Genomic DNA, 12,254 nt, shown 5'->3' on the forward strand with positions numbered 1-12,254 from the left:
AACGGGCGGGGGCGATGTGGTTCTCAGAGCACACCGCCCGGCGATCCCCGCCCTACCTCGCGCGGGCCCCGTTGAGGAACAGGTCGACGGTCACGCCCGCGTTCTCCAGGCTCGCGCCGCGCGCCAGGTGCAGGAACGCGTTGGTGAGGAAGTGCGGATCCCCCTCGACGTGCCCGTCCTCCACCGCCTCGGTGAAGAGGGTGACCACCGGGTCGAGGACCTGGCCCACGTAGAGCCCGGAGACCCGCTCCCTGGTCTCGTCGCTCACCAGGTCGAGGGCGTCGTAGACGCGCTGCTCGAACGAGACCGTCGCCCCCGTGTGCTCCACACTGACCCGTACCAGCGCCTTCAGCCGATCCTCGAAGGTCTCGCCCTCGGCCAGAGCCTCGGTGATCCGCTCGTGCGTCGTCTCGATGAACCGGATCGCCACGGCCGTGTAGAGGTCCTCCTTGCCCCCGGGGAAGTGGTGGTAGATCGAGGGCTTGCGGATGCCGACCGTGCGCGCCACGCCCAGCAGGGAGATGCCCGGGTAGCCGGTGGCGGAGAACTGATCGCCGAAGGCGTCCATGATCTGCGCGCGAGTGTCGGTATCGGTGCTCATCGGTTCCTCCGTGCGTGGGCCAGCGCCAGGACACAGGAGATGAACCCGGCGACGATAAGCGTAATCAGCAGCGCGGCCGCCAGGGGGCCGGAGGTGAGGTCGCCTCCGCTCTCCACCTGTCGGGCGGTGTCGATGATGGAGGTCAGCGGGTTGACGGTGGCGATCGCCCGCATCCATCCGGAGAGCTCCTCCACCGGGGCGAAGACACCGGTGAAGAACGAGAGCCCGAAGAAGGTCAGCGTGACCAGACCGGTGCTCGACGACGACCCGGTGCGGATCGCCAGGGCGACGCTGAACAGGGCGACCGCGACACCGAGGACCAGCATGATCGCGACCATCCCGAGGGTCGCGCCCCAGTCGGCGGGCCGATAGCCGACGAGCATCGCCCCACCGGTCGTGAACAGGGCCTGCACGGCGACGGCGGCCAGGACGGCGATCACCGTTCCGGTGAGGAAGGGAGTGACCGTCCCGTGGGCCATGCGGAGCCGGTCCAGGTAGCCGCTGGTGATGTCGGCCAGGACCAGGGTTCCGGCGGCACCGGCCCCGGTGGCGACGCCGGTGAGCAGGATCAGTGGGAGCAGGAACGCGATGAAGGTCTGGCCACCGAGGTAGGCGCTTCCGACGTTGCTCAGCTGCCCGGAGTAGACCAGCAGGAAGAACAGCGACTGGGCGAGTGGGCTGATCAGCAGGGCGGGGGAGCGGAAGACGGCGCGCAGGGAGCGGAGTGTGGCCGCCGCGGTCACGGAGAACGCGGCGCCGCGGCGTACGGCTCCGATGGTCGGGGCGGGGTCGATGGTCATGGTCATGACGGATCCTTTCGGAAGGAGGGCGTTCGCGGTCAGCCGGTGGCCAGGGCCGCGAACACGTCGTCGAGCGAGGGGTCGGCCAGCCGTATCCCCTCGACCGAGGCGGCGACGGCGCCGATGTCGTCGAGGGCCGCGCGGAGCACGGCGGGGTCGCGGGGCAGGGCCAGGCGCACGGTGGTCGGGTGTTCGGCCTCGGTCCGGAACCCGGCGCGGCCGGTCGCGACCAGACCTTCGGTCGTCTCCGGGGAGTCCAGGGTCAGCGTCAGGGTGCGTTCGCCCACGAGGTTCTTGAGCGCGTCGGGCGTATCGTGCGCGACCACCGTCCCCTCGCGCAGGACGACGATGTCGCTCGCCAGTACCTCCGCCTCGTGCAGGTCCTGGGTGGAGATCAGCAGGGTGCCGACCTCGCCTTCGGAGGTCAGCCGTTCGAGCTCCCTCCACAGGTCCATGCGGGCGAGCGGGTCGAGGCCGGTCGTGGGCTCGTCGAGCACGACCAGCGAGGGCGAGTCCACCAGGGCGACGGCGAGGTCGACCTTGCGGCGTGTGCCGCCGGACAGCCTCGAGATCCGGCTGTCCCGGTGTTCCCCGAGGCCGAAGAGTTCCAGCAGCTCGTGTGAGCGGCGCCCGGTGGTCCGGGTACCCAGGCCCAGGACCGTTCCCTGGAAGTCGAGTACCTCCCGAGGCGTGGCCAGCGGGTCCAGGGCGTTGGCCTGGGGCACCAGACCGATCAGACGCCGGGCCTCGCGAGTGTGCGTCACGACGTCGTGGCCTTCCACCACGACCGTTCCCGAGGTCGGCGCGCGCAGCGTCGAGACGATCTCCAACAGGGTGGACTTGCCGGCGCCATTGGGTCCGAGGACGACGGTGCGGCTCCCGCGTCGGACCTGGAGGGAGAGGCCGTCGAGGACCGTGCGCTTTCCGTAGGACTTGTGGAGGTCGGTCACGGAGACCGAGGTGTGTTCAGGCATGGACGTCAACCTACCTACCGATAGGTAGGCAGGCAAATCGATGGAGGTGAGGGGTGGGGGTGATGGGTGCGAGTGAGGGGTTCTGGTTGAAGGGTGGGGTGGTGGGAAGGCCGGGCGAGGTGGGGCGAGGCGTTCGGTCCGAGTTCGCCGGTCCGATATGGGCGTTTATGATCTACATTGTCAAGGTTCGCACTTTGGTTCGCGCACCTTCGCGCGAGGGAAGCCCCTCGAAAGACGATCGGGTCCCGCCTGAGGAAACCTGATGGCGCCATCGGCGCCTAGGCCCCCGCGCCGTGGATCCGCGACGGCACTGGGCACGATGGGGGCGAACGTCGGGGAGCGCCCGAGGTCGGCTGGTCCCGGTGGCGTAACCGGCACCACCCGGCTCGGGTTCGCCTCCACCGGCGTACGGGTCGGTCGACGGTCCGTCTCGATGAGACGCTCAAGGACGGGTGGGGTCAGCCCTGCGCGCCGTCCGCTCCGTTCTCCGGTGGCCTTCCGGCCGACATGATCTTGTCGCCGATGCGGATCAGGTCGGTGAGGTCGTCGGTATCGAGCGGGTCGGCGAAGTGTCGTCGCACGGATTCCAGGTGGACGGGGGTGGCCGAGCGCAAGGTGTCCCGGCCGAGCTCGGTGAGGATCAGGAGGCAGCCGCGTCCGTCGGCGGGGTCCGGTGCTCGACGGATCAGCCCTCGCGTCTCCATGCGGCCGGCGTGGCGGGACAGTCGGCTTCGGGACCAGCCCATCTTCGTGGCCTGTTCGTGAAGCGTGCTCGTGACCTCGGGGCATTCGGCCAGGGTGCTGAGGACCTCGTAGTCCGGTTCGGAGAGGTCTGTCTCGGCGAGGTCGCGAACGGTGGCGGTCCGTACGGCGATCATCATCCGGCGGAAGGCGCGCCACGCCCTTTCCTCGTGCTCGTCGAGCCATGGTGCGGCGGAACCGGGCTTTTTCGTTGACATGTAAACATCCTATCCCCTAGGTTCGTTTACATGTTTACGACTTCGCCGACCCGGGTCATGGTCCTCACCTGTAGTACTCGCCCCGGCTCGCTCGGTCCCGCGATCGCCGACTGGTTCACCACCACCGTCTCGCCGTTGGCGGCGCGGCTCGGAGCGCGGTTGCAGCCGCTCTCCCTGGCCGAACTCGCTCTGCCGTTCCTCGATGAGGAGGAGCACCCCTCCAGCGGGATCTACCGCCGGCCGCATACGAAACGCTGGAGTGAACTGGTCGACGCGGTCGACGGCTTCATCGTCGTGACACCCGAGTACAACTACGGGATGCCCGCCCCCCTGAAGAACGCCCTCGACTATCTCGGTAAGGAGTGGGCCTGGAAGCCGATGGGATTCATCAGTTACGGCAACACCTCGGCGGGAACCCGGTCGGTGCAGCACACCAAGGAGGTCGCGACCACCCTGCGCCTCGTTCCGCTCGGTGCGACGGTCGCCCTTCGTATCCACGACGCGATCGTGGACGGGCGGGTCCGGCGGAGCCCGCGCCACGACGCGGCGGCCGAGGGGGTGCTCCGTGAGGCCGTCCGCGTCTCGCGGGCGCTGCGCCCCCTGCGTGAGGCGTTGGGACAGGACGACGCCGAAGGTCCGGTGCCCGGAAGCCACACCCGTGTCATGACCCCGGACGACGCGGGCGAGGTGACCGTGCTGCAACGTTGCTGCTGGGTGGATGAGGCCCTCGACAACGACTCGCTCGCCCTCGCGCCGCTGCGAGAGAGCGTGGACGATGTCGCTCGTTGGCTGTCACAGTGGAGGACCACGGGGCTGTGGCGGGACGGGCGCCTGATCGCCATGGTCCGTGTCCGTCACGAGGGCCGAACCGGGCGGATCGGTCGCCTCGCCGTCGCCCCGGACATGCGCGGAGTCGGTATCGGACGCCGACTCCTGCGCCGCGCGGAGGCGGATCTGGCCGCCGAATGCGACCGGGTCGAGTTGAGCACGGGCGCCAAGAGCACCCGCAACATCGCCCTCTATCGGAGCGAAGGGTTCGTGATCGACACCGAGGAGGACGGGGTGGTCCACCTCGGCAAGGCGCTCACCCGCGACCTTCCCACGGAACCGGCCCCGCCGGTCGGGTGACGTGCGCGGATCCGGGACACCTCACCGGTCGGCGTGGTGAGCGCACCCGGATGTCGCGGCACCGTAGTCGTCGTGGAGCCTCATCCACTCATAGGGCCGGTCCTGCGGCCAACCGGCCGGTGAGTTCTCCCAGGTCTCCTGCCGTCCGTACGGGGTCAGATCCAGGAGGCCGAAGACCTGCATGAACGGTTCTTCCCCACGCGCGAACGTCGACCAGGTGTGGAGGACGCGGTCCCCTCGGCGCAGGAACACGCTGATGGCCTGGCGTTCCTCGCCGTCGACCGTCGCTCCGAAGTCCTCGTTGAACGTCGTTCCGGCGCTGGAGACCCAGGGCAGTTCCCACCCCATTCGAGATCGGAACGCCATCAGCCGCTCGATCGGTGCGCGGGACACCAGGGCGAAGGAGGTGCGGCGCGCGTTCAGGTGCGACAAAGGGCCGATGGAGTCGGCCATCATGGAGCATCCGTCGCATCCGGCGTCCCGGTCGGGGGCGAACATGAAGTGCTGGACGATCAGTTGGGGTCGACCGTCGAACAGATCTCGTAGGGTCACCGTTGCGTCGGGTCCGGTGAATTCGTAGTCACCGGGGACCTCGACGGCCGGCATGCGTCGGCGCTGTGCCGCGACGGCGTCGCTCATCCGTGTCAGGGCCTTCTCCTGGTCCAACAGCGTCCGCCGGGCGTCCTCCCACTCCGCGCGGTCGACGATTCGAGGAATCGGGAACTCTCCGTCGCCATGTCCGACCGTGTTCTCCATCAGACCTCCTCGTGGGTGGACGGGAAAGGTTGGTCGGGGCCGGTGACAGAACGTGGAGTCCACGTGCCGGGGGCGGCGATGGGGTCCGGTGCGTGGGTGAAGCAGCGGCGGCCCCTCTGGTAGAGCCGGCTGGGTGTGGAGCCGCAGGGTTCGGCCGGTTCTCCCAGGTGGTGGCGGCAGGGTTCCGGGGTGGCCGATTCCGACCACAGCAGTTCCTTCTGCTCCGGGGTGAGCAGGTGGGGGTGGAGCGATCTCAGTTCGGCGAGGGGGTCGTCGGTGTGCCGCTCGGTGGTGTGGTCGAGGGTGAGGCCCGGGGTTTCGTTCAGGGGGCGGTCGTCGACTCGGGGGTGTGAGGGGGGCTCCGTCGTGTATTCCGGGGTGGTTCTTGGGAGGGGTTCCGGGTGTTCTTCGGGGGCTTCTGATAAGGCGTGGTCGACTTCGTGGGGAATGTCGAGGTCGTTCTGGTCCGGGGTGGAGGCGGTGTTCTTCTCGGTCCAGCGAATGAGAGCGATTTCGGGTGGCACGGATTCTCCCGTGGCTCGAAAGGGAGGGAATGGCTCGTCGCTTCGTGGAGGGTCGGTGGAGGGCATTCCCCGGGTGGGGTGGGATCAGACGTGGTGGGGGTCTTCGGCCGTATGTGGTCATGGGAACGGGGGATGTTTCCCTCGCTTGTAGCAACCTGGGTTGACATGACGGTGGTGCGCAACCTAGGTTGACGGCATGGATGCTGTTCAACTCGCGGCGGCCGCGTCGGACACCTCGACGCCCATGGACGGCCTGCGCGCCGTGGCCTCGCTGCGCGCGTTGGTCGACGCTCTGGAGTTGCGCCAGGTGGAGGAGGCGCTGCGTTCGGGGGAGTCCTGGTCCTCCATCGCCGCCGCGCTCGGGGTGACCCGGCAGGCCGTCCACAAGAAGTACGCGAAACGACTGAGTCACATCGCCCCTACTGGAAGAGGTCAGTGATGACGAACGTGTCCGCCGAGCCCGCCGCTCGTGGCAGGGGATACGACCGCACGGTGATCGAGGGGGCGGGAGGCAACGAGGCCGTGCGCACGGGCCACCCCGATGTCGGCTTCGAGCATCTGTTCCTGGGGTTGCTGGTCAACGGTGGTCCGGCGGCCCGGCTGCTCATGGACGCCGGTGTGGGGCTGGTCGAGGCGCGTGCGGCGATCGCCGGGCTTCTGGGCGAGGATCTGGCGCTGTTGGGGGTCGACGTGCCTTCGGCCGCGGCGGAGGGGAGGCCGGAGGTGATCACGGCGGGTCTGTTGCCGTTGGCGCCGCGGCTGCGTGAGCTGGTGGACGAGTGTCCGGTGGCCGGTGGTGATCAGGCGTTGCTCGCCGCGTTGATCGACGATGAGGGCGGGCGGATCCGGCGGCTGTTGGACCGCCTGGGCGTGGACACCGATCGGGTTCGTGGGGCGCTGGATGAGCCGATCGCCGATCGGGAGGGCTCGATCTCGCCTTGGGGCGAGGGCGACCTCGCGGCGGGGTCGCGGGGCAAGGGGTGGAAGTACGACGTCTATGAGTCGGAGGTGCCGGTGTCGGCCGAGCGGCTCTGGGCGCTGGTGGGGTCGGTGGAGCGTCGGGGCGAGTGGGATCGGGGCGCGGTCTCCTCGCGGCTTCTCGACGATGGTTCGGTGGAGCTGACCCGTGATGACGGCAGGAGGGAGCGGGAGTGGATCACGCACTCCGTTCCGGGGCGTGCGGTCACCTGGAGTCATGCCTTTGAGGGGAACGAGGATCCTCACCGCGTGTTCGAGATCGTGATCGAGCCGGTCGGGGGTCACGCGAGGCTGTATCTGCGCAAGGGTGTCCACAGTGCCTGGCGGGGTCGTATCGCCGATCGTTTCGTGCGGTGGATCGTCCGTAACGATCTGCGGATCCAGGCTCAGCTCATCGCCCAGGTGGCCGCGGGCTAGGGGTTTTCCGGGGCGGGCCGCGGGTGCCCGCCCTCTGTCGCCCTCTAGTGGTGGGCCATGGCCTCGACGTCGGTCCAGCGGCCCATGGGCGGTAGCGGGTCGTCGGTGGGCGGGAGTTCGGTGAAGCCGGCGGCGTGGAAGAACGCCAGTCGTCCGGCGGTCCCTTCGCCTCCTTCGGGGATCAGGTAGACCCAGCGGACGTCGGCCTCGCGGGCCTCGGCGACGAACAGGTCCAGTAGGGCGCGTCCGATGCCTCGTCTGCGTGATTCGGGGTCGACGACGACCGCGAGGATGTATCCGTGGGGTGGGGGAGTGGGTGCTCCGGGTTCGGTGTAGTCCCAGTCGAGCACGCCTTCGAGCCAGCCGACCACGCGTCCGTTCTCCATCGCGACGAGGACGGTCATTCCGGGTGGTAGTAGCTGGTCCGGGTAGCACTTGGTGTCGAAGTGCGGGGCCGCGCGGACCATGAGATCGCTGATGGCGGGTCCGTCGAGGCCGGTGGCGTTCCGGACGATCATCCACTCAGGGTAACGGACGGGGCCGGAACGGCGCTTGATCTTTGTTGCGCTGAATGTCCTTTTCTCGCTGTCGGCCTTGGCTTTCAGGCCGGTCTCGGTCGTCGGGGTGTCGGGTTGCTCCGTGTACTGCGGGGCCTGGATCATCACTTTCAGTGATGTCCATGGAAAGGTCACCCCGCATGAGCCGACGTTCGGCCGCCCTCGCCGTTCTCCCGTTCGCCGCCGCACTTCTGTTGGCCCCGTCCCCCGCCTATGCCGCCCCCGTCCCTCTGGCCGATACGATCGAGGCCTTGGAGGTGGCCGAGGAGTCCCGTGATGGCTATGACCGAAGCCTCTTCCCGCACTGGATCGACGCCGACCGCGACGGCTGCAACACCCGGGCGGAGGTGCTTTTGGAGGAGGCGGTCGTGGCCCCCGAGCAGGGTGAGCGTTGCCGTCTGACCGGCGGTGAGTGGTACTCCTACTACGACGATCGCACCTTCGACAATGCTCGCGGGTTGGACATCGACCACATGGTCCCGTTGGCCGAGGCCTGGGATTCGGGTGCTTCGGAGTGGAGCACGCAGCGTCGTCAGGCCTATGCCAACGATCTGGACGAGCCGGTCGCGTTGGTGGCGGTCAGTGCCGCCTCCAACCGGTCCAAGGCCGACAAGGATCCGTCGGAGTGGATGCCGCCGTCGGCCGACGCGCACTGCCGCTATGTGACCGAGTGGACCACGGTGAAGACCCGTTGGGGTCTGTCGGTGGACGAGGTCGAGCGTGAGGCGCTCAACGCGGTGGCGGCGGAGTGTCCGGACGAGGTCGTGGAGACCACGCCGGCTCCCTGACGTTCTCATCTTCGAGGCGGGCTCCGGTCTTCGGGTCGGGGCCCGCTTCGTGTGTCCGGGGTGTTCCGGTCGTTCGGGCGGGCGCGTTCTTGTTCTCTGTCGGGGGAAGTCCTGAGGGTGGAGTTCTCTGTTCCGGAAATGGTCGGATGGTGGTGGGTAAGGGGGTTGTTCGGGTGATTCGTTCTTGATAATGGAGAAGGGGGCTTCGATGTCGGGAGGGTGGTTCCTCGCAGGTGGTCCGGTGTTTCCCGGGGTACCGTGTTCGCCTGCGCGTTCGGGGATCTCGTCCGATTATCGGCGGGAAGGCGAAGGAGAAAAGAAAAGTGGGCGTCTTTCGTGATCGTGGTCGTTCATGTGGGTATCGAGCCTGCGTAGTTCTCGCACCCCCGTTTCCGCGAGGAAAGGACCCCCTATGAAGATCCCCCGTTCCGGAGGCCTGTTCAGGCGTCTGGGCATCCTCCTGGCCGCGGCCCTGTTCACGGCCGTGCTGGTCCCGGTGAACGCCGTGGCGAGCGAGCAGGCGGTCGCCGCGATCAACCTGCGTACACCCTTCGACTGTGGTCAGACCTGGAACGCCAACACCCGTTCCAACCACAACCCGCAGTTGTCGGTGGACTTCCAGCGTTCGAACGCGTTGAACCAGAACGTGCGCTCCAGTGCGGCCGGTACCGTGACCACGGTCGCCGATCGGGGTAACACCAGCTATGGCAAGTACATCATCGTCGACCACGGCAGTGGTGTCACGACCCTCTACGCGCACCTGAACTCGCAGTCGGTGTCGGTGGGCACCCGGGTGAGCACCGGGACCGTGATCGGCAAGGTGGGCAGCACCGGTGGTTCGACCGGTCCGCACCTGCACTACGAGCAGCGTGTCAACGGCACCGTGGTCCGCGCGGTGCTCAACGGGGTGGCGATCCGTTACTACGGCAACACCACCATCACCAGCAGCACCGGCTGCTGATCCCTCCCGGTTCACGTGCGGCGCGGGTCCCCGGTGGGGCCCGCGCCGTGCGTTCTTCGGTGTCTCAGGCGGCCACGGCCTCGACGACGCTCACTCCGCTACAGGGCACGATCCGGTTCAGGCGCAGGCCGGAGCGGTCGAGGAGTGCGGTGAACTCGGCGCGGGTGCGCTGCCTGCCGTCGCAGTGGACGAGCATGCTCAGGTCCATGAACTTGGCGGTCCGGGCCGCTGCGGGTTCCTCGGGCATGAGGATCTCGGCGAGTAGGACGCGGCCTTGGGGGGCCATGGCGTGGCGGCAGTGGGTGAGGATCCGGGTGGAGTCCTCGTCGTTCCAGTTGTGGATGACGCTGGCGAGCAGGTAGGTGTCGCCTCCGGTGGGGACGGAGGTGAGGAAGTCGCCGCCCTCGACGCGGCAGCGTTCGGCGAGTGCGCCGGTGGTGAGGGCGGGGTCGACGTCGTCGACGACCTCGGGGCGGTCGTAGAGCACGCCCCGCAGGTGGGGGTGGGTCTCCAGGAGTAGGGAGATGAGGCGGCCCTTGCCGCCGCCGATGTCGATGAGGAGTCGGCTGTCGCCGAAGTCGTACTCCCGGCTCAGGGTGCGGGTGAGCTGGGCGGAGATGTCGGTCATGCCCTGGTCGAACAGGGCGGCGCTCTCGGGGTGTTCGCCCATGTAGGTCCAGACGGGGACGCCGTGGACGGCTTCGAAGACGGGGCCGCCGGTGCGGACGGCCTCGGCGAGGTGGCCCATGGTGGAGCGTTCGGCGGGGGAGTTCAGCCAGCGGGCGTAGCCGCGCATGGAGTGGGGGGAGTCGGTGCGCAGGGCGGCGCCGAGTTCGGTGAGGGTGAAGACGCCGGTGGAGGTCTCGGCGACCAGGTCCAGGTCGGCGCAGGCGCGTAGGAGGCGGTCCAGGGCGTCGGTGTCGGCGCCGACGCGTTTGGCGATCTGGTCCACGGGGGTGGGGGTCTCGGACATGGCGTCGGCGATGCCGAGTTCGGCGGCGGCGCCGACGGCGGCCGAGACCCAGCTGGTGGTGATGAGTTCGAAGAGGCGCAGCGCGGAATCGTTGACGGGTGTGGGGGAGAGAGGGCTCGACACGGGTGTTGACGACCTTTCGGTGAAGTCCTTCATCCGATGGCCACCGGGAGCTGTGAATGTCGGTCCGGTGGTACGCCGTCCACGCTATATTGCACTCGGTATTTTACTCGACACGGAGAGTGGGTCTCGCTGTGGAGGTCGCGGAACCGGGACACCGGGACGACGGCCCGAACCCGCACATGTTGCGGGTCTTGACCTCGAGAAGGGTCGTACGGTCCTTCAGCGACAGACCGGTGGACGACGAGACCCTGGAGCATCTGGCGGATGCGATGGTGGCGGCCCCCTCGGCCTCCAATAAGCAGGCGTGGGGTTTCGTGATGGTCCGTCGGACGCGGACGTTGCGGATGGTGCACGCCTTCTCTCCGGGCATCATCGAACGCCCTCCCCTGGTGGTGGCGGCCTGTTTCGACCGTTCTCGCGCGGTGGGCGGTGGCGGGGCCTGGGACGAGGGCATGTTGTGCGTGGCGATGGCGGTGGAGAACCTGCTGCTCGCGGCGCACGCCCTGGGGTTGGGGGGCTGTCCTTCGGCCAGTTTCCGCAAGGCGCCGGTGCGCAGGTTCCTGGGGTTGCCCGAACATCTGGAGCCGCTGCTGTTGGTGTCGATCGGCCATCCGGCCCGTCCGCTCGAAGCCGCTCCCCGACGTGATCGTAACGAGGTGATCAGCCATGAGTGCTGGGGCAACTGACGACCGCCACATGCGCGAGGAGCTCTTGTTGCTCGCCGCCTACCTGCTCAGTAGTGGCCGCGGGCTGCTTCAGGAGCCGCCCTCGTACGGTCCGTTGCGCTGTCTGGACGCGGCGCGTCGGGTGCTGGCCTTGCGGGACGGGCTCGGGGGCGAGGAGAGTCCGGCGTTGGCCGATCTGCGGGCGAGCATGGACGACGTCATGTGCGGTGCGATGACCGATCGGGAGCTCGATGTCCTGTTGGACGATCTGTGCGATCGTCTGGCGGCCGTTGTGGAGGAGCCCGGTGCCATCTCAGCCTGATTTCGAGGTCGGCGGGGAGGGGGCGGTGTTCGAGGCGCGGCCCTTCACCACCAATTGTGAGCGTCTGGTGGAGAAGGGCGAGCACGCCCTGGTCGGGGTGAGCGTCGGTAACGGCTACTTCAGCCAGTATCGGATCGCTCAACTGTTGGACTGGACGGGGCGGCGTTTCGCCTCGGTGGACGTCCTCTACGCCGATCTGCACGTGGAGTCGGCGTTCCGCGCCTCGGGGATGGATGCCGAGCACGCGGCCCGGCGGACCCATCGTGCGTTGCGGGACGTGCGGCGTCGTATCCGTCGGGCGGTGGAGTCGGCCGGGGACGTGCCGGCCCGGGTCAGTACGGTGGCGTTGTCGGAGATCGCCGAGTTGCCCGGCTACCGTACGGCCTCGCGGAGGATCGATCGGGAGATCGAGCAGAATCCGCTGTTGCGGGCCGCCTGTGAGGATCACGTCCGGCATGTGCTGGGTCCGGTCGAGGATCCGGAGGGGGCCCGGTTCCGGGCGGGGATGGACTATCTGCGCGCCGAGCTGCCCTTTCTGCTCAGTAGCCCGGAGGTGTTGGACGTGGCCTCCTCGGTGTGCTGCTATCACGTGCTGATGCCGGTGCTGCCCCGGCTGCGCGGGGAGGCGTCCTGTTTCCATCCGCGTCAAGGGCATCTGGTCCTGAGGCCGTTGCGGCCGGACGGGACCTATGAGGACGCCGAGGTGTCCTGACCGAGTGGGGTGCCGG

The 12,254-nt window shown here is 68.3% G+C and carries 16 protein-coding genes and 1 pseudogene; 9 read left to right on the forward strand and 8 right to left on the reverse strand.

Features of this window, described 5'->3' with window-relative positions; translation table 11 throughout:
• Positions 1-52 precede the first annotated feature (52 nt).
• Genes D451_RS0112585 through D451_RS0112595 form a run of 3 tightly spaced genes read right to left on the reverse strand, consistent with a single transcriptional unit; the run spans position 53 to position 2,375 of the window.
• On the reverse strand, positions 53-601 hold the full coding sequence (locus tag D451_RS0112585) for a TetR/AcrR family transcriptional regulator (protein WP_017534674.1): 549 nt from the start codon (positions 599-601) through the stop codon (positions 53-55).
• Positions 598-1,407, reverse strand: coding sequence for an ABC transporter permease (locus D451_RS0112590; RefSeq protein WP_017534675.1), 810 nt, complete (start codon positions 1,405-1,407; stop codon positions 598-600). The genes D451_RS0112585 and D451_RS0112590 overlap by 4 nt, the downstream gene beginning before the upstream one ends.
• Before the next feature lie 32 nt (positions 1,408-1,439).
• Positions 1,440-2,375, reverse strand: coding sequence for an ABC transporter ATP-binding protein (locus D451_RS0112595; protein WP_017534676.1), 936 nt, complete (start codon positions 2,373-2,375; stop codon positions 1,440-1,442).
• Positions 2,376-2,672: 297 nt separating this feature from the next.
• Between D451_RS0112595 and D451_RS28935 the strand changes: the two are divergent.
• Positions 2,673-2,741: pseudogene (locus D451_RS28935) on the forward strand (hypothetical protein); the annotation flags it as partial.
• A 92-nt stretch (positions 2,742-2,833) separates the two neighbouring features.
• Here the strand turns inward: D451_RS28935 and D451_RS0112600 are convergent.
• Entirely contained in the window at positions 2,834-3,334 is a 501-nt protein-coding gene (locus D451_RS0112600; protein ID WP_026125020.1) for a MarR family winged helix-turn-helix transcriptional regulator, read from the reverse strand.
• Between the two features lie 30 nt (positions 3,335-3,364).
• Here D451_RS0112600 and D451_RS0112605 point away from each other — a divergent pair, with 30 nt between their 5' ends.
• Positions 3,365-4,462 carry a bifunctional NAD(P)H-dependent oxidoreductase/GNAT family N-acetyltransferase gene (locus tag D451_RS0112605; protein ID WP_026125021.1) on the forward strand — a complete coding sequence of 366 codons (1,098 nt, stop codon included), beginning with the start codon at positions 3,365-3,367 and terminating at the stop codon, positions 4,460-4,462.
• A 21-nt stretch (positions 4,463-4,483) separates the two neighbouring features.
• Here D451_RS0112605 and D451_RS26465 read toward each other — a convergent pair whose 3' ends face one another.
• Both D451_RS26465 and D451_RS0112615 read right to left on the reverse strand, forming a co-directional pair.
• Positions 4,484-5,218: a DUF899 domain-containing protein gene (locus tag D451_RS26465; protein ID WP_017534679.1), complete on the reverse strand. Its 735-nt coding sequence runs from the start codon at positions 5,216-5,218 to the stop codon at positions 4,484-4,486.
• Positions 5,218-5,742: a hypothetical protein gene (locus D451_RS0112615; protein WP_017534680.1), complete on the reverse strand. Its 525-nt coding sequence runs from the start codon at positions 5,740-5,742 to the stop codon at positions 5,218-5,220. Before D451_RS0112615 ends, D451_RS26465 begins: the two co-directional genes overlap by 1 nt.
• Positions 5,743-5,938: 196 nt before the next feature.
• Between D451_RS0112615 and D451_RS0112620 the strand changes: the two genes are divergently transcribed.
• Positions 5,939-6,181 (forward strand): hypothetical protein, encoded by a 243-nt coding sequence (locus tag D451_RS0112620; protein WP_014909727.1) that lies wholly within the window; start codon positions 5,939-5,941, stop codon positions 6,179-6,181.
• Positions 6,181-7,137 (forward strand): Clp protease N-terminal domain-containing protein, encoded by a 957-nt coding sequence (locus D451_RS0112625; protein ID WP_017534681.1) that lies wholly within the window; start codon positions 6,181-6,183, stop codon positions 7,135-7,137. Before D451_RS0112620 ends, D451_RS0112625 begins: the two co-directional genes overlap by 1 nt.
• A 44-nt stretch (positions 7,138-7,181) precedes the next feature.
• Here D451_RS0112625 and D451_RS0112630 read toward each other — a convergent pair whose 3' ends face one another.
• Positions 7,182-7,655: a GNAT family N-acetyltransferase gene (locus D451_RS0112630; protein ID WP_014909018.1), complete on the reverse strand. Its 474-nt coding sequence runs from the start codon at positions 7,653-7,655 to the stop codon at positions 7,182-7,184.
• A gap of 179 nt (positions 7,656-7,834) precedes the next feature.
• On the opposite strand from D451_RS0112630, the gene D451_RS0112635 reads away from it, so the two are divergent.
• Positions 7,835-8,482 carry an HNH endonuclease family protein gene (locus tag D451_RS0112635; RefSeq protein WP_017534683.1) on the forward strand — a complete coding sequence of 216 codons (648 nt, stop codon included), beginning with the start codon at positions 7,835-7,837 and terminating at the stop codon, positions 8,480-8,482.
• Between the two features lie 412 nt (positions 8,483-8,894).
• The gene (locus tag D451_RS0112640) at positions 8,895-9,443 is read left to right on the forward strand and encodes a M23 family metallopeptidase (protein WP_017534684.1); all 549 of its coding nucleotides are present in this window, start codon (positions 8,895-8,897) and stop codon (positions 9,441-9,443) included.
• 64 nt (positions 9,444-9,507) lie between these two features.
• Here D451_RS0112640 and D451_RS0112645 read toward each other — a convergent pair whose 3' ends face one another.
• Positions 9,508-10,572 (reverse strand): methyltransferase, encoded by a 1,065-nt coding sequence (locus tag D451_RS0112645; RefSeq protein WP_017534685.1) that lies wholly within the window; start codon positions 10,570-10,572, stop codon positions 9,508-9,510.
• Positions 10,573-10,718: 146 nt separating this feature from the next.
• On the opposite strand from D451_RS0112645, the gene D451_RS0112650 reads away from it, so the two are divergent.
• The 3 genes from D451_RS0112650 to D451_RS0112660 are packed head-to-tail and all read left to right on the forward strand — an operon-like array spanning position 10,719 to position 12,238.
• Complete coding sequence (locus tag D451_RS0112650) at positions 10,719-11,225, forward strand: nitroreductase family protein (RefSeq protein WP_042281961.1); 507 nt, start codon at positions 10,719-10,721, stop codon at positions 11,223-11,225.
• Positions 11,226-11,235: 10 nt separating this feature from the next.
• Positions 11,236-11,526: a DUF6092 family protein gene (locus tag D451_RS0112655; RefSeq protein WP_017534687.1), complete on the forward strand. Its 291-nt coding sequence runs from the start codon at positions 11,236-11,238 to the stop codon at positions 11,524-11,526.
• Positions 11,510-12,238, forward strand: coding sequence for a tRNA-dependent cyclodipeptide synthase (locus D451_RS0112660; protein WP_017534688.1), 729 nt, complete (start codon positions 11,510-11,512; stop codon positions 12,236-12,238). The genes D451_RS0112655 and D451_RS0112660 overlap by 17 nt, the downstream gene beginning before the upstream one ends.
• Positions 12,239-12,254 lie beyond the last annotated feature (16 nt).

Source organism: Nocardiopsis alba DSM 43377 (genome assembly GCF_000341225.1).
GTDB lineage: Bacteria > Actinomycetota > Actinomycetes > Streptosporangiales > Streptosporangiaceae > Nocardiopsis > Nocardiopsis alba.